This window comes from Pseudomonas sp. MF6751 (genome assembly GCF_016613265.1).
Classification (GTDB): Bacteria; Pseudomonadota; Gammaproteobacteria; order Pseudomonadales; family Pseudomonadaceae; genus Aquipseudomonas; species Aquipseudomonas fluorescens_BV.
The window spans coordinates 24,105-41,369 of the sequence record NZ_JAENSV010000018.1; the positions used below are offsets into that span (position 1 = coordinate 24,105).

Here is a 17,265-nt window from a genome sequence, read left to right on the forward strand (position 1 = left end):
TGTAGCGGGTCTGCAAATTGCACCAGCAAGCACCAACTTGAATCTATGGCTTGTGCAGTATCACGCTAGAGTCTTGGTCGCGCTTAAGCTTTCCAGCATCCTCTCTGCGCTCATCGGCTTGCCCAGCAGGTAACCTTGCAAAATGTCGCAACCCAACTCGGTAAGCATCTGTTGTTGTTCAGCGGTTTCCACACCCTCTGCAACGATCCTCAGCCCCAGCGTTTTACCGAGCGCTACTATGGCCGAAACGATAGCCGCGTCATCGTTACACTTAGCCAGCTCGGTGATAAAACCTCGGTCGATCTTCAGTTCGTTGGCTGGTAGGCGCTTAAGATAAAGCAGGCTGGAATAACCGGTACCAAAGTCGTCGATGGAGATATTCACGCCCAATGCTGCCAATTGATCAAGAACAATCAAAGCAGCTTCAGCGTCCCGCATCGCCGTAGATTCGGTAACTTCCAGTGTCAGGAAACGGGGGGGCAGGCCACTGCTTTGCAGGGCATTGCGCACGACATCAACGAGCTTTGCATGGGCCAGTTGTACCGTCGAAATGTTGACCGCAATACTCCATTCGTCTTTACCTTCGCCTAACGCTTGCCATTCGGCCATCTGCCGGCACGCCTCATGGATTACCCAGCTACCGATTGGCACGATCAATCCAGTACGCTCTGCCAAGGGCAGGAAACGGACGGGCGGCACCAAGCCCAAACCTGGCTTGTTCCAACGCAGTAAAGCTTCAACGCCGATCATAGGGCCATTTGGGGCGAGCATCTTCGGCTGGAAGTGCAGGATAAATTCATTCCGATCCAGTGCGCACCGCAGATCCTGTTGCATTTCCAACTGCAGGTGAGCGTTAACGTTCATAGCTTTTTCAAAGAAGCAGTAGCCATCGCGGCCCTGCTCCTTGGCGTGGTACATAGCCGCATCGGCATTGACCATCAGCTCATGCTCGGTTAGGCCATTTTCTGGGAATATAGCGATACCGATGCTAGCGGACACATGCACTGTCTGCCGCCCAAGTACGTAAGGTAATCGAATATTTTCCACCAAGCGTTGCGCCAACATCGCAGCGTCTTCAGGTTCGCCGGGATCGATAAGCAGAACGAACTCGTCGCCTCCGAGGCGAGCCACCGTATCTTCGCCGCGTTTGGCGTCGTTGATTCGCTTTGCTACTTGCAGAAGCAACTGGTCGCCAGTGTGATGACCGTAAGTATCGTTAACAGCTTTGAAACCATCCAGATCCATGAAGAGTACGGCAAAGTGGCTCTTCTGCCTGATGGCTTTATGAATCGCTTGCTGAAGACGGTCGTTTAGGAGGATACGGTTAGGGAGGCGAGTAAGATTGTCGTGAAGAGCTAGCTGCACCAGTTCACTGTTTGCGAGGTCAAGGGAGCTGGCAAGTATGCTGGTGCGGACGTCAAGCATTGATACGATCAAGGCAATAGCGCAGACAGCCAGCGTGATCAGAATCACCAAAACCATTAGCCAGTTGCTATCAATGCCTGCATTGACCGCTCCGCACACGCTCCCGATAGGAAATTGGGCAGCCGCCATTCCGGTATAGTGCATTCCAACAATGGCACACCCCATAATTAACGAGGCGCCGATGCGTGTACGATTGATGTACTGACCTTCGCCACGCAGGCGGAAAGCGAGCCACAAAGCCACGCCCGAAGCAAGGATAGCAATCAGCACCGATAGCGCGAACAACGACGGAACGTATTCCACTACAGGATTCATCAGCAGCGCCGCCATTCCAACGTAGTGCATGGATGCAATTCCGATACCCATGAGCACCGCACCAAGCAGCAAACGCGGCAGTGGCATTTCCGTCTGGCATGCTAGCCACAAAGCAAAGGCGGAGGAGGCGATGGCGATCAACAACGATAAGCCAGTCAGCGTCAGGTCGTAACCCAGCTCGATGGGCAGTTGGAAGGCCAACATGCCAATAAAATGCATCGACCAGAGGCCCATGCCCATGGCGGAAGATCCACCGGCAAGCCAAAGTGCCGATGCTTTGCCTTCGGTACGGGTGACTCGACCAGTCATGTCCAGCGCGGTATAAGACGCCAGGATCGCTACGGCGAAGGAAAACAGCACATACACGCTGTTATAGCTGCTTACTAGCATTGAAACCCCGAAGGTTGAATTTGGCTCCTCTGGGCCATCGGCGGCACGAGCAGTTTCTGAAGAGTACGCTTCATCCTATCGTCAAAAATTTTACAAAAAAAAGCGTCATGCCAGCCTTGCGACTTCCACGGGCACGCTTACGGCTGAATGCGATGCTGGCAATTGTAGTGCCGTGCTGGGCACCCATATTGAATGACCTGGGCTTTGAAGGCCTTGGAATAGGAACCGAGTGTTGGCTGCATGAAATACCCGTTTAAAGGCTAGATCTGGTGCTCACTTAAATTTGAGTGCACTCGATGTCTTGGCTTTGCGGGGCTGGGTAGATGACATGGCCGGACGGTTACGATTATACCGCCATCCCGCGACTAAGTAGCAAGGCGTTGTGGAACGACACTAACGCACGTTGGTAGGCATCCGCTGCAACACGGTATTGGTCGTCAAGATCCTCGGCCAGTTCACGGTCTGTCGGCTCCATATAGGAGCGTCCACCAGCTGACCTTTACTTTCAAGAGCGGATCGCCGCAGGGGAACACGGTAGCGCCTGCTCGTTTACTGTGGCCGGTTCGGATAACTACCCGGTGGAAATCGACCTTGCAGATAGCTTGTCGGATCTCGAAGGTGACGACACTCAATAATCACCTGGTGCGGTGGCCACCGCACCAGGAATACCCCGTGCTACGTTGAAATCTGACGAATCCGCGGGGCTCTACACCCCCACTTTTCAAGAGAATCCATGCTCTAACTCTCTCCGCTTGCGAATATCCGCAATGGGAGCCGGTGTGACCCTCGCTAACTTGGCCAGCAGGTTGTTGGAGACGATGCTCGTAGCGAGCAACCCGCGGCTAGCACCGAGCCTTTTCGAACGCAGCGGTGATGATCTTGGCCAGCGTGTGTGTCGCAAGTTGAAAGCGAAGCGACCGCCGTCAAGAAACTCTCGATCTGCCTTGATCTCTTTCGGAAACATAATTACGGCCTCACGTTTGGGTTGTGAGTATTAGGGGTGAGGGAGCGGCGGAATAGAAAGTGCACTTAATCCCACCACCTGCCCGCAAACCTAATCGTCCAGCTCAAATTGCAAGGCTGTCTCGAAGTCCTGCCCACCATAAAAAATGCCCAAGATGGAAACCTGCTTGGCATCAACGGCAAATGAAATCACGACCCGCTTGCGATAGTTCGTGATACGCAGACCTGGTCGTATATCGTCCCTCTGGTTCCCTCGGTGCGGGAACGTTAGTAACTCTTCGCAATGGGTCACGATGGCGTCGGTATACCGCTGGGCAGTCTCCGGCGAAGCCGCCGTGGCAATGTAGCGATAGAGCGCAGCCAACTGATCTAGGGCTTCCGGTGCAAACTCGACGGTATATGCCATTACGATTTTGAAGTGGCGTTCTGGTGTTCTGCCGACAACCGGGCACGCACCTGATCGGCGCTCAGCGCACGCGAAGGGTCAGCTTTCAAGGCATCGTAAGCCGGGGCTACTTGGCCAACGAGCCAGCTTTCCAAGGCGCGATCACGGGCCAACAGCGCCCGCAGGCCGTCACGGATCACTTCGCTTTCAGTAGCATATTCACCGGTAGCCACTTTGGCTTTCACAACGTCGGCCATCTGGTTGGGCAGAGTGATGCTGAATTGTTGAGTGCTGCGCATGACGAACCTCCTTGGTGAGATAGGATTTAATCCTACTCCACATCTGGAAAAGATGCCCATGAATTCTTAGGTGCAGCTACATGTCAATTTGGGCTGAACCATTATCGGGCGTCAGGCCGACAACCTGTCAATTGGCTTGCTCGCTTCCGCACTGCACGTACATCTTTCAAGTCGCCCTTTGGTTTCTCTAGACCTTTACGTCGAGTTGCTGTAGCAACTCGACTAGCAGTTTTGTCATTGTGATCGAACAGTCGGCGCTCCTACAGATCCTAATACCGTGAGTTAGCACCAAAGGTTTTCTAGATTTTTGAATCCCCACTTTGCTGGGTCTTCCCGGCTGACAATACGATCTGTTGTCGAAGGTTGTGATAGATCTATCACTTGCGGAAAAATACTAGTGTTTGACTGAAGTGAAAAGAAAACGCGCACAATAGGCTTGCCGAGGCGATCCGGGTTTTTCTCGATCACCACACCCAAATTACCGGAATTTAATCTGACCAAACTACCAAGCGGATAAATTCCGACAGTTTTGACGAAGGCATTAAAAATTTCTTTGTCGAAATGTCCCGTCCACTTCGCCATGCGCGCAAGAGAGCTAGCGGCATCCCAGGCTTCCTTGTACGGACGATTTGAGGTAATAGCATCGTAAACATCACAGATTGCCGCCATGCGCGACAATACACTAATTTGCTGGCCTTGAAGGCGGTGCGGGTAACCGGTACCATCGACTTTCTCATGGTGGTGGAGGCAGACATCTAGCGCGCACTGGGGAATCATTTCGCTCTTTAGAAGCATGGCATGACCAAGTTCTGGATGGGCGCGCATTGTCGAAAACTCATCATCAGTTAGCTTACCGGGTTTGTTCAGCACTACTCGCGGAATTACTATCTTACCAATGTCGTGCAACAATCCAGCAATACCCGCTTCGCGAGTCTGCTCCTCATCCAGACCTAATTGCTTGGACAAGGCGACCATCAGCGCGCATACTGAAACGGAATGCATATAGGTGTATTCATCCTTGGTTTTCAGTCTCGCCAAGCCAATTAGAGTGGATGAGTTTCTCGCCACAGATGTGGTGATTGCTTCTACGGTAGGTAGACATTGTCCTATATCGATCGCTTTTCCGAGCCGGGCATCATTGAATAACTGCATCACAGCATGTTTGGAATGGTTGAGAATCTGCGATGCACGATGTAGTTCTTCAGCAACTGTTGTAGAAGCGTGCGTTGGCTTTTGCAATAGTTTTTCCGTATAAGAAAGCGCTTGTTTTCGTTCCTGACCCAGATTTTCAACTATATCTGTGACATCAATTCCTTTTGAGCAATCGATCCACACGGCCGAAACTTTGCTGCTTTGCAAAGCCTCAAGGTCAGCCTGATCGTACAAGACAAATTTTGCTTTCCAAAACGGATGCGAGAACCAATTACCTTCAAGGGATTGGATATACATCCCAAGCCTGACTTGCGATGTGGATATTTTTTTCAGCATCAGATCTGCTCGAAAGAATTGGTTAACGATCAGACTTTTTCGGGTCAGCATCAACCGGCCTTAAAGGCAGCGGTAGATGCCTAAGTGAGCGTAGCTGTCCTGCTTCAGCAGGATTTTGGTTAATTACGTCGCGCGCCCACGTATCAGCAAGGTTTTCTAAGAAACTAGCCAGGGTTGACGGTTCAGGTAGGTTCGCGCCCCCAAGCAAGAGCCATCCCTCCAGAGTGTAGAACGTTGCTGGGCGAAGCTTGACAGCTACCGTGACTTTTTTCCTTTTGGGTTTCTGGTTTGGCATTTAACATATGATTCCTGGGACGCCGATATCAGCTCGTTAACTGATTGACTGATTGACTGATTGACTGATTGACTGATTGACTGATTGACTGATTTCATTAATTAAATTCTCCAGCGCGCATGATGTCATAATAACATCATCCGACAGGTTGCAGTCTACGTCAAAATCCTTATTGACAATTATGTTTTGTATGGTTTCTGCTTGTCGTTCGAGGCGCTCATACACCCATCAGGACTAGCGTTTCTACCAAGCTGATCCATGACTTCCTGATCCATGGCTTCATAAATCTGTTCAATCACGAGCATAAGCTTGTAAAATTCCAAAAAAATTGAATTGGCCAGATCGTTGTATCCGCAGTTTTCGAGTAGAGTGGCTTGCTCCCTCATTTGATTAGCTACACCTAGAAGCCTAGAAGCTTCGCGATTGAGAACCGCCTGAAGCTATAGATCAACGTCATCACCTTCTGCAATTCCCGCATTTTTAGCTCATCCTGGATGACGGCATCACCGTACCAAGATGCGGACGGTTCATCACTGATGACTCGAAGCTACCAGTAATTTTAAGTATATCGTCCTACAATTGTAATTCTTGAGGCAGGAAATACTGGGGATATGGTATCCGCGCCATAGGGCTCACCCTTCATTCATCGGCATCCGGGTGCGGGAGTTCGCGCCCGGCCTGTTTCCGCTGCTTCCCAGCAGCCTGAACCACTGTGGCCGATGCGCTATGGCAGTGGCTGAGAGTGATTGATCTAGCCAAGCTCACTCCCTATAAAGTGGAGTCGGTACTGGCCGACGATACCTACGACGACTGCCCGGCTGCTGCGTTCGACTTTGGGTTGGGATGAAGGCGAACGCGTGCCCGTGCTTCACTCGGAGGTTTGTCGTGATTCACATGTACAGCAAGTTTTACTAAAAAGGGCCGGGGTTGCGTGCGAGCGTGAGAATTGTGGCAAGCACCGGGACTTCGCTGGCTTCCTGGCTATTCATCACATCTTAGAGGCCGAGAAGTCAGACCATGTATAAACTGCGTGACCTGTGCCCGTGCAGTCACCTTGGAGCACACTACGCGCCATATGCAGATAAGCTCTACAAGAAACTACTCACATATATCAAGAGGTTCGGCTAAACCACTGCGCAGTGCGATCTGGCCACAGGCTAGAGGACAGGCGTTTCGGCTACTATGGCTGTCCACAATATCTTAGCGTACGATTTTTTCCGAATCCTGTGGGCTCCCCTGCAAGAGCTTGCGAGATATTGCCGCAGGGTATTTTCAAAGTCATGTGACGCTCCTAGACATCGCAGATCCGGGGTAGCCGCCCCGTTTTTAGAGTGTATGCGTACGTACGTACATACGTATACTAGGCTTTTGCCTTCAGCTTGTCACCAAAAAAGATGTCGATCAGGAGCCGGGTGCCCAAAGCTACAAAAGCGCAATTTAGGCTCGACTCCATCAAGCCGCGCTCAAGCTCCCTCCCGCTAAATTGCAATGCCATTCCATAGAAGATGAGCCCGAAGATTACAATGTATGCCACGACCATGCTGAGGCGGCGAACAGTGCGGATAAGATTCAACAAAACTGGGTTCATGGCGACTTCGCTCGTTTAGAAGTGAATTTGGCGGAAGTTTGCGATCTGTCCTTTTTCAAGCATGCGTACCGCACCGCTTGTTTGTGGACGTAGGTATTTCAAGTCTTTGATATCGATTTTCAGCTTACGAGCAGCCTCGTCCCAGTCAGCAGTAGCGAGGTTGAGCAGTAACAGAGTGCCGGCGTTCTTGATGAAGTCGGAGCTGAAATGCGCTGGGGACTGACCGGCCAGAAGTATTGCCAGGCCAAACTTACGCATTTCTGTAACGACCACGTTGATCGGGTTTGAGGCGTCTTCGTCATTAAATTTCTTTGACTCATCCAGCACGATCAACCGGCGCAGTTTTCCGTGGGATTCGCCACGCTGCATCATCTCCCGGATTATTGCGCGCATCCGGAACCTGACAAACATCTTCAACTCATCCTCGGACTGGGCAAGGGGTTTGATGTTGTGCCGGCGAATCCGCGAGTTGCCGAAAGGGGGCGGATTGGGATTGAAAATCCCGGTCGCGATCAGGTTTTCCAGTCGAGTAATGACGCTTAGCATCACATCCTTGCTGTGGTACTTCATCGCGTCATCGAATTCTCGCCCTGTTTGCAGGTTGTTCAAGAACGTTTGGTGTGCCTCCGTAGCCTTGATTTTCGACGTGTCGAGACGCTTCTCCAGGGCTTCAATATCCCCATCGCCATTACGACCTTGCGACTTGGCCAAGTCCGCCCGACGCTTGTTCATTGCAGCCATTGTTCTGCAGTAGTCCTCAAAGCAGCTCAAGGCCTGTTTGCCGTCGTCCTGGTCGTCTATCCCCATCCAGAGGGCACGCAACTTGCGTTTGGCCAGCCGCACAACATCGGAGAGGGTAGGATAGACGGCTTTCAGATCTGCCCAGCGCTTGTGTTTGATGATGTCTTTGATTTCGTCATCGGAGGCTTCTCGACGCTGCCAAGTATGTGGCTTATCCACATAGATGCCGCGGGCTGCGTAAGCGTCGGTGAGCAAGTGGCGCAGAACCCCTTCCTGGTTGCCACCAAGCTTTCGGGATGTGCTGTTCATAGCTTCAATCACATCATTCACAGCCCTGCGCACGCCCCCGTAGTGGGGGTCTGTGTTTAACACCAGTGGGTTAAACCCATAGCGTGTCGCTTCGCTGAAAAGAACAGTTTCTGCCCCTGGTATCTCGATGTCGCCGTGATAATCGAAGATGTCGATTTCCACCTGTTCATCCATGTTGGTGACGAACTCCCGGATCCAGTGTGTCTTGCCTGCACCGGAGGTTCCTGCAACACCGACATGATGGTTTGACACTGCATCAGGACGCCAATAAATAGGAAGCTCCACCTGGTCCTTGGTGTATTTCCAAAAGTCGTTGCCCAGCTTGATTGCTGTCATCGTGCCCCCTTATTAATCATATGCATCTTCTGGAATTTCAAAATCCTCACCGTCGTCGCCGAGCATTTCTTCGGGTTCAAGATCGGGTTTCGGTTGATGAAAATAACCAGTAAGGCCTTGAGCTTCCGCTGCATGAAGCGCTTTTCTTGCCGCTTGGAATAATGCGATGCCACGCTGTTCAGCAGGCACATCGAAACGCTGGATGCTGTCCAGGTGCCGCGCAGTTGCCACAACCTGATCGAGGATCGGGTCATCGAGGGCTGGGTAGTAGGGTTTCTCGACCCGGCGAAGCTGTGCCGCTATGTAGTCGACAGAGTGGGTATCCTGCTTACTGATGCGCTCAGCACTTTGTGGCAATCGGCTGAATTCCGGCCGCTCGATCTGCAGGAATCTGTTGATGCGGGCAGAAAGTTTGCTGGTTTTCTTGTGATCGTCGGGGATGTAGAAGCTTGATGCTGGGATTACAGCATCTTTAAAAATCAGCATTCCCTCACCAGCCTGCAGTTTTTTCAGCTCCCCAAGCTCGATCTTGTTTCGTCGCTCGATGTTCGCTGCACCCTGCGCCTGGTAGGCACCACCGGTGTTCTGGTCGTAGCCGGAGAGCACGCTGTAGTAAGCCTCCCCGCCAGCCTTGCGAATGTAATCGTAGGTGTCCTCTGGGTCTTCCAAGGCCAGTACCCATTTCACTTTGGTGTTGGCAAGCATGGAAGGTGCCTCGTCGGCAGCCTCGCCTCGTTTAAGGCCCTGAATATCCTGCACGGCGGCGACCATCATGAAGCCGAGGCTTCGCGCTTGAGCAAACATTACTGCGATGCCTGCAGCGAAGTAGTAGGCCAACTCATCGCTGATGATCAGGTACGGATTAGGGGCATTTGTGGCTTTGGTATCAAGGACGTCTGCCCGAGTACCTTCTAAGCGGTAGCCAAGGTTTTGAGCCATCATCAGCCGGATTGATGAAATGTACAGCTTGCCCAGCGATGCTGCCTCGGACGCAGATTTTTCGAGAGTCGGGATCATGACTGCGATCAGCCGGTCGTTGAGGAGGACATCGAGCATGTCAATTTCCGGAAATTTGTCCGCAAAAATATGACCGTACGTGTCCATCATCATCGACAGAGTGCGAGCAAACTGGCCGGTCAAATAACCATGCTGGTTGAACACCTCTGCATCCCACTTCGACGGATCACCAGCGAGTTGTGGGTTGAAACCTGGTAGGCCGGTTTCAAAGTAGGCTTTGATCGGCAGGTAGGCCAGTTCAGGGATCAGGCCTTGCTGGCCCTCGATGTAAAATTGGACAAGGTTTTGAAGTGCCAGGTAATGACGGATCACCCCGATGGAGATTTCAAGTTCCCCTTTGGCGCGCTTGTAGCAGAGCGTACGCAGCAGCGCATCGATCATATTGAGAGCTTTTTGCTGCCATTGAGCGCCGTCACCGCTGGCTACGGGTAGCAAGGAGGCCATCAGCTGCAGGAGGAAGTCAGCCGCAGCGTCCCCGAAAGGGTTCATGGAGTTCGATTGAGGCTGATTCATTGCATGAAGACCAGACTCCCTAGCCACCATGTGTTCGAAGGGATCCATGCCTCCTGTAAGGTAGTTGAGGATGAGGAAATCGTCCTCTCGGCCATGCCTGCGAGCTAGCGACCAGAGACAGAAGGCAAGATTTGAGTCAGCTTTACCGTCCCCGTACGACGCTCCAGTTCCCCAGCATATGGCGTTGTAGTACATGCCCATCAGGGTTTCACTTTTGCCCGAGCCCGTGGTGCCTGGCAAAAACAGGTGGGTACGACAATCGGAGTTGTTGAGCCACAGCTCCCGGCCTTCATCAGCGCTCGCTGCAATTCCGTCCGTATTCGGCGTACGGAGAAAACCGAGGTACATGATGCCCCCAGCAGCTAAGAGCCTGCGAAAAAGCCGCGACTTTGTGAGCAAGCCCCAAAGGAAGTTTTCCTCTACCAGCTCCTCGTAATAATCCGTTCGATCCAAGCCGCCAATGTCTTTGGGCATGCGGATAGGCATGCGAAATTTCTGGTCCTTAAAGGCCATGATTAGCATGGACAAGAAGAGGATCCAGACCGGCCACAAGACTGGCTGATAGAACAGCAGGCCAGCTATGGCTAAAAGTGCAAGCTTGAAGTTGTTCGGGCGAAACAGTGCAACATTGAACCTGGTCCAAGAGCTACGCACGTCCCTTGATATGCGGCCAGGCTTGATCTCGTGTTGTGAGTCGAGAGACATGTGGTGATCTCCTAGGCGGGCAACGCCATACCGATCGTTCTTTCGAACTGAGCGGTAAGAGCTTGTTTGTAGAGGGTTGCCTCACGGACGCGGGCGAGTATTTTGCGTGCCTTTTCAGCAGCGCGGACCTGCGATTCTGGTACGTCCATATCCAAGCCGTGCTTCACGTAGTCGGCCAAAAACCTGCTCAATGGATATGCGGTAGCCAATGCATCGTTCCATGCATCAAGCCCATGCGAAGCGATCAGCTGATCGGGGTCGCTGCCCTCGGGTAGAAAAAGGAACTGGGCAGTTTTACCGTCGCGGATTTCCTCTAAAACAACGGCAGAGGCTCGTAACGCAGCAGATCGGCCAGGCTTATCCCCATCGAAGGCAAATGTCACGGTGTCGGCATGGCTGAATAGCCGTCTTGCCTGAGTATTTGTAAGGGCGGTCCCCATGGGGGCCACCACTCTGCAGTCACCGGCCTGGTGAGCCGTGAGCACATCGAAATAGCCTTCAACGACGATAGCGTGCCGAGCGCTTCGAATTGTCGCCTTGGCGACGTTCAACGCATACAACTCGTTCCCTTTATGAAAAAGCTCAGTTTCAGGCGAATTCAGGTACTTGGGTGTTCGGTCGGGCTTTTCGATCATGGAACGTCCCGCAAACCCGATCAAAGCACCGCTTTCGTTGTAGATCGGAATCATGATCCGGTTGCGGAAGCGGTCAAATAGACGACCGTCCTCCGCACGGATGGCCAGCCCGCACTCAATGAGTGTTTCTGGATCATGACGCTTAGCCAACAGCTCAACGACGCCGGTCGCGACGGTACCCAACTGGTAGGAAGTGATTGTTTCTTCCGAAAGGCTGCGGGTGGTTGTGAGGTACTGGCGACCTGTGGGACTGCGTTCGATCCCACCCGCATATAAACGCGCCGCGTCTTGCAGGGCTTTGGTTAAAGACGCCAAGCGACTTCGGCGCATTTGCGATTCGGCTGAGTCGTCATCCTGTGATTCAGGAACCGCAATCCCTGAGTCCGACGCCACAGCGGCAACGGCTTCTTGAAAGGGGAGTTTGTGAAACTCCATCATCCACTTGATCGCATCGCCTTGTGCGGGGCACCCATAGCACTTGTATGTGTTCCGCTCAGGCGATACCTCAAAAGAGGGTGTTTTCTCTCCGTGAAAAGGGCAGCACGCCTTAAATGCCTTGCCTGCCTTTTTAAGGGTGATGTCTCTTCCTATGATCCCCACCAGGTCTGCGTCCTCACGCACACGGGCAAGGAATTCATCGGAGTACCGGATGTACTTGCCCATGAATATCCTCACTGCGCCTTTGTTTGATCCAGCCACTGCGAAATGGCCCGGGCGGTATTCGGAAGGGTCAGCGGGGTTTGTTCGCCGCTTGTGTTCACCACTGTGGGAGTGCCCAAGAAATTCAGCTTGCGGAATATCTGGTCATTGGCCGATACGGCGGCTTCGCCTTCGGGGCAAGTCGGTGCGTCGAGGCGATCACCCTTGACGATTTTTTTCCAGTAGTTGGCACGGTCTTCAGGTTTAGCGCAAAGCATTTGGGCAATCGCAGTGCTGGACTCAGACCCGCCGATCACTGATACCGGAAAAAGCTGGATGGTGTAGTCAGCAGCGAGCTTTTCAAGTTCTGGTTCAAAATTGCGGCAATGTGGGCAAGATGGGTCAGAGAACACATAGACAGTCCCTTTCCCCCCCTGAGAAAGCTGTACAGCGTACTTACCAGCCTTGGTGCCTGCATTGATGGCTTGCTTGACGATTGCTGGGTCAGCAGCTGGTGGAAGCCCGGGGATGTTACCAAGCTGGAGATTTTGAGGCTGTTGTGGCGGTGCAAAGCCAGGCTGCATTGCACCTGGGTTGAAAGCAGGCTGCTCATTCACCTGGCCCGATGGGCCAGGTGAAGCTTGCGAAGTGATGCCGGTCATTCGGGCTGCGTACATGTTCAAACCGAGGGCAAAGATCAGGCCGAACGCCGGCAGTAAGCCCCACTTAACAGCACCTTTAACACGGCTGAATATCACACGGCGCCGTGAGAAGCGGTCAAGCGCATGTTGCATTGCTTCAAAAGCATTACCAGCCAGAGCTTCAGATCCGAACTCTTCAAGCAAGCACTCATGATTTTCCCCTTGTGCAGAGTTGGACCAGAGCAAACGCTTTCCATCCAGGCGAACCTGCAGACTGTCGTTCAACGAAAGTGCCGTAACAGCACGGCGCTCGCCGGTAGATCCGAAGTGGACATGGAGAGACGAATCGTACTGGCGAATTCTGTCGCGATTTTTCATTGTGTTTCTCCTTGTCGGGCGACCAAACCTAGTTTGGCGAGATATTTTTCGACGCCATCAATCGCGTCTTCAACGAATGGCTCGGTAAGGCGATAGCCCACGTTTTCAGCGAACTCTTCCCACAGCATCTGAGTGAAAACCGCACCTTGTTCAAGGAATGGGGCTTTGCGCTTTCCGATGTTCAAGGCATAGAAAAGGTTACGGTCCATCCCTTTCAACCATCGAAACTGGGAAGAGGGCAACTTGCCGCTTTCGGAAGCACGCTTGTGCATAGCGAACAGCATCGTTCGGGGGTAGGGGTGTTTGAGGAGCCACGCTTGGGCGTCAGGATGTACGGAGTATTTTTTGAATGCTGCGTCAGCTAAACCGAGATCCGGGTACCCTTTTTTCCCTTCAAACGTACCTGTGTGACATGAACGGTTGAGGTCGTCCAAGAGCTGCTGGGCTACGCGGATGTCTTTTCCGTCCGAAAGTAGGCGAGCGCCGAAAACCGCGAACAATGCACGTTCCGTAGGACTAAATTCGTTGAGTGAAGCGACCGGCTTGCCTAGAAACTCGATCAGGAGTTGACGGCAACGTTCACGATCTAACTTGTGATTTACAATCAATCCTTGCTCAAGCGTCCATTCTTCCGGATGCACAGCGCTTCGATGCTCGACCGGATCATCGTTTAGCAGCAGAGTTTGAGGGTTGCCGTAGTACAGGGATGGAATGATAGCGGGGGAGTGCTTGGACATGATCCAAGGCAGGGTTTCAACCGTGACCTTCCTGCGCGTTTTGTTCATCGGGTGCCGGTGAGCGGCAAGAAAGCCCCTCGCGATGAAGAAAAGCGGTATGGGAATGTAAAAATAACCAGCCTTATTGAGAATGCTCAAAAGCTCGGGGAAAGTAACCCTTGATGGATACATAGCCATACCCGCAGCTTGTGCGCGCCACTCGCGAATCACCTCAGGCATAAATGGCCAATCGAAAACAGCGAGCTGGTACCAAACCCACTTGAGCGACCAGTAGCTAATCGTGCCGTGCCAGCGATGCCAAAACATCCATCCGAAAAATGCGATCAAGCCAATCATGACTAGCCATACGACCCCCATTCCGTCCGATTGATTTTGTCCGTGTCTAGCCATGAGCCCTCCTAGAACTTGAGCGAATTGTTGTAAACACGCTGGATGTACGGGTATTTGTACTTCGGTGTCCTGGAGTGGTAATGCCCAACCCCATCCCAAAAACTGCCATTCGCCTGGTTGATCTCGTAGCGCAAAATGTATGCAGCGGCGCGAGCGGACCAGCAAAAGTTCGTCGTGATCATTTGGGGTGATACGCCGAATTCACGCTCTAATTTCTGAGCCCACACGGTGTTGATCTGGAAAGGACCGTGGTCGACCGTGCCATTTTTGTTCGGGCTCAAAGTCCCTGTACTACCGCCCTCGGTTATCCAAAGCGCGATCATTCCCCTGAGGGGCAAACTGTAATCTCGCGCCGCTTCAACCAAACAAACCGGTACAGGCGGCTCAGCCACTGGTAATGGAATCATCGTTTCGTCCTTTCTCGATCCCTAGCAATGGTTTATAATTTTCCGTATGGTAGCCATTCTACGGAATCAAGGCAAGTTGAATCAGCCTTATGCAAATCCGCAAAAATGCTGGTTTCAGCCTCGTTCAGGAAGGAGTTTTTAATGGAAAAGGTTTTGTGGATTGCCGAGAAGGAATCCCAGCTTTCTCAGGGTATTTATTCGGCCATTCCGGGCCGCACCGAAGATCAGGGGCCAGGCTGGGCACGCAGAGGCGAGCAGTGGTTTATCTGGCTCGATGGCCATGCGTTTCAACAAGCTCCACCCGACCACTACCTTCCTGACGACGTGCCTTTGACAACCGGCAAGAAAAAGGTTTGGCGGATGGCTGATCTACCGATTATCCCTGGAGCTCGGGCCTGGAAGCTTTTGCCTGATCCACGCAAGAAGGCTCGAATCGCAAAGCTTAAAGAATTGTTGCAGTGGTGTGATGTTGTTCACCACCTTGGTGATTCCGACGAGGAGGGTCAGTGCCTTGTTGATGAAGCCCTCGAGTACTTCCAATTCAAGAAGCCTGTACGTCGGGTGCTGATCAACGACTACAACGCTACAAAAATCAAAGAGTCACTTGCCAACATTCGCGATAACACAGAACCTCAGTTCACCGGGTGGCGGCGCTGGGGCCTTGCTCGCAGTCGCTACGACTGGTTGCTGGGTATGAACGGCACGAGAGCGATGACCTTGCGCGGCCGTGAGGTAGGACAACAGGGTTTGCTACCCGTTGGGAGCGTACAAACGCCTTTGCTCTATATAGCCAGGGAGCGCGACAGGCTGATCGAGGAATTCAAGCCTCACGCCTATCAAGTAGTCACCGTACAACTGAAACCAACCGAAGGTCCGGACTTTCAGGCTCGGTGGAAACCGCGGGCTGATCAACCTGGCCTGGATGATGATGGGCGTGTGGTCGACACTCAAGTCGCCAAGTCCATTGCAGAAAAAGTCAAAGGCCGGACAGGTTCTGTTACCGAAAGCGCTGTGGTCGACAAAAGCAAGAAACCTCCACTACCTCTCTCCATGAACGAGCTGCAGATGGAAGGTTTCAGCCGGTATGACTATTCCGCTCAGGAAGTCATGGAAGCGGCTCAGAAGCTGTACGACACATACAAAGTAATGACCTATCCAAGAACGGATGTCAGGCACCTTTCAGAAGCCCATCACGATGAAGCTCCTGAAGTGATAGCGGCAGTGCTGCAAATTCGTCCTGACCTGACCCAGATTGCTGACCTGCTAAACCACTCCCATAAATCAGCTGCCTTCGATGACGCGAAAGTACGCACACCGACCGGGGAGCCAACTCCGCACCACGGCATAGTGCCTTCCATTCCCGAAAAAACGGTGAACCTGGCCGAGTGGACTGAACGAGAGCGAAACGTTTACGACCTGGTTGTTCGGGCATACCTGGCTCAGTTTGCCAGCGATTACAAATATCAGGCCGCAACGCTGCACGTAGATATTGATGGTGAAGCTTTTACGGCTAGTGGTACCACCCCCGTACAGTTGGGTTGGAAAGCGATCTATCAAGAACCACCGCCATTGGATGGTACAGAGCTGGAAGAGGACAACCTTCCATCGCTGACGCTGCCAGCGCTGAGTGAGGGGGATAGCGTCTCGTGCTTGTCTTGCAGCATGGTCGACCAAATGACCACGCCGCTACCGCGATTTGACGACAACATGCTGCTTGATGCGATGAAGAACCTGCACAGGTATGTAGTAGATCCGGAGCTTCGTAAACTCCTCAAAGAAGGTGAGGGCATCGGAACAACCTCCACTCGTGCCGGGATTATTGCGGATATGAAAAAGCGAGAGCTTTTCGTATCTGCGCCGAAGGGCAAGAAAAAACTCATGACGAGTGCGCAGGCCAGAAACCTGATCGATGCTCTTCCTATGAAGGTGAAAGACCCCGCACAGGCTGGCTATTTCAAACAGTCACTGGATAAGGTCGCCAGTGGCACACTCACCCATTCTGAGTTCATGGAATATGCCGAACGATTCGTTCGGGAAGTTGTTGAGGTGGCCAAAGTCGCTGAAATGGCAGATCTTCCACCTTCACCAGGGGAGCAAATTCCTTGCCCAAACTGCTCTGGCGAGCTACAGAACAAAGGGAAACGTACTGCTTGCAGCCAATGCAAATTTGTCCTCTGGCATGAAGCGTTCGGCAAGCTGCTTGGAGCAAAAGATATTGAAGCCTTACTTAAGAAGGGTGAGACACGACTACTTCAGAACTTAATAGGCCGTGAGAAAAAAACGAAATTCTCGGCGCGCCTGTCATTAGATCGTGCCACCGGCAAGACCAAGCCTCTCTTTGAAAATTCTGGTGCTAGTACATCCAAGAGCGAGACATCCTCCAAGGAGCAAATCATACTCGCTCCGCTTAACTGCCCTCGATGCCCGGGCATTCTCGAAGCAACAGGGAAGACGCTTGAATGTCCATCATGCAAATTCAAAATGTTTTCAGAGTTACTGGGCAGGGCTTTGAATGATGCTGAACTCAAAGCACTCCTCACAGACGGAATTACTGAAAAACTTAGTGGTTTTGTCAGCCCCAAAAACAACAGTGCTTTTTCCGCAAAACTCAAGCTCAACCGTGAAGCTTGGAAGGTTGAGTTTGAGTTTGAAAAGAGGGGGAGCTGACC

Annotated in this window: 13 protein-coding genes; 1 reads left to right on the forward strand and 12 read right to left on the reverse strand. The window is 52.3% G+C overall.

Features of this window, described 5'->3' with window-relative positions; genetic code table 11:
• Positions 1-60: 60 nt before the first annotated feature.
• From JJD66_RS16185 to JJD66_RS16235, 12 genes are all read right to left on the reverse strand, one after another.
• Positions 61-2,130 (reverse strand): putative bifunctional diguanylate cyclase/phosphodiesterase, encoded by a 2,070-nt coding sequence (locus tag JJD66_RS16185; protein ID WP_106116962.1) that lies wholly within the window; start codon positions 2,128-2,130, stop codon positions 61-63.
• A gap of 346 nt (positions 2,131-2,476) precedes the next feature.
• On the reverse strand, positions 2,477-2,605 hold the full coding sequence (locus tag JJD66_RS28280; RefSeq protein ID WP_258925547.1) for a hypothetical protein: 129 nt from the start codon (positions 2,603-2,605) through the stop codon (positions 2,477-2,479).
• Positions 2,606-3,184: 579 nt separating this feature from the next.
• Positions 3,185-3,499, reverse strand: coding sequence for a type II toxin-antitoxin system RelE/ParE family toxin (locus tag JJD66_RS16190; protein ID WP_106116961.1), 315 nt, complete (start codon positions 3,497-3,499; stop codon positions 3,185-3,187).
• Positions 3,499-3,777, reverse strand: a complete 279-nt coding sequence (locus JJD66_RS16195) for a ribbon-helix-helix domain-containing protein (protein WP_106116960.1) — start codon at positions 3,775-3,777, stop codon at positions 3,499-3,501. The genes JJD66_RS16190 and JJD66_RS16195 overlap by 1 nt, the downstream gene beginning before the upstream one ends.
• Before the next feature lie 282 nt (positions 3,778-4,059).
• The gene (locus JJD66_RS16200; protein WP_106116968.1) at positions 4,060-5,265 is read right to left on the reverse strand and encodes an HD-GYP domain-containing protein; all 1,206 of its coding nucleotides are present in this window, start codon (positions 5,263-5,265) and stop codon (positions 4,060-4,062) included.
• A 1,655-nt stretch (positions 5,266-6,920) separates the two neighbouring features.
• Entirely contained in the window at positions 6,921-7,148 is a 228-nt protein-coding gene (locus tag JJD66_RS16205) for a hypothetical protein (RefSeq protein WP_106116958.1), read from the reverse strand.
• A 15-nt stretch (positions 7,149-7,163) separates the two neighbouring features.
• A complete protein-coding gene (locus JJD66_RS16210; RefSeq protein WP_106116957.1) occupies positions 7,164-8,534 on the reverse strand; it encodes a hypothetical protein in 1,371 nt (456 codons plus the stop codon).
• 12 nt (positions 8,535-8,546) lie between these two features.
• On the reverse strand, positions 8,547-10,769 hold the full coding sequence (locus JJD66_RS16215) for a TraM recognition domain-containing protein (protein WP_004666753.1): 2,223 nt from the start codon (positions 10,767-10,769) through the stop codon (positions 8,547-8,549).
• Positions 10,770-10,780: 11 nt separating this feature from the next.
• Positions 10,781-12,067 carry a DNA primase gene (gene dnaG, locus JJD66_RS16220; RefSeq protein ID WP_106116956.1) on the reverse strand — a complete coding sequence of 429 codons (1,287 nt, stop codon included), beginning with the start codon at positions 12,065-12,067 and terminating at the stop codon, positions 10,781-10,783.
• Between the two features lie 8 nt (positions 12,068-12,075).
• Positions 12,076-13,062 carry a DsbC family protein gene (locus JJD66_RS16225; RefSeq protein ID WP_106116955.1) on the reverse strand — a complete coding sequence of 329 codons (987 nt, stop codon included), beginning with the start codon at positions 13,060-13,062 and terminating at the stop codon, positions 12,076-12,078.
• The gene (locus JJD66_RS16230) at positions 13,059-14,189 is read right to left on the reverse strand and encodes a secretion/conjugation apparatus DotM-related subunit (RefSeq protein ID WP_004666756.1); all 1,131 of its coding nucleotides are present in this window, start codon (positions 14,187-14,189) and stop codon (positions 13,059-13,061) included. The genes JJD66_RS16225 and JJD66_RS16230 overlap by 4 nt, the downstream gene beginning before the upstream one ends.
• 8 nt (positions 14,190-14,197) lie before the next feature.
• Positions 14,198-14,596 carry a lytic transglycosylase domain-containing protein gene (locus JJD66_RS16235; RefSeq protein ID WP_004666757.1) on the reverse strand — a complete coding sequence of 133 codons (399 nt, stop codon included), beginning with the start codon at positions 14,594-14,596 and terminating at the stop codon, positions 14,198-14,200.
• 141 nt (positions 14,597-14,737) lie between these two features.
• On the opposite strand from JJD66_RS16235, the gene JJD66_RS16240 reads away from it, so the two are divergent.
• Entirely contained in the window at positions 14,738-17,263 is a 2,526-nt protein-coding gene (locus JJD66_RS16240) for a type IA DNA topoisomerase (RefSeq protein WP_106116953.1), read from the forward strand.
• The last annotated feature ends 2 nt before the right edge of the window (positions 17,264-17,265 follow it).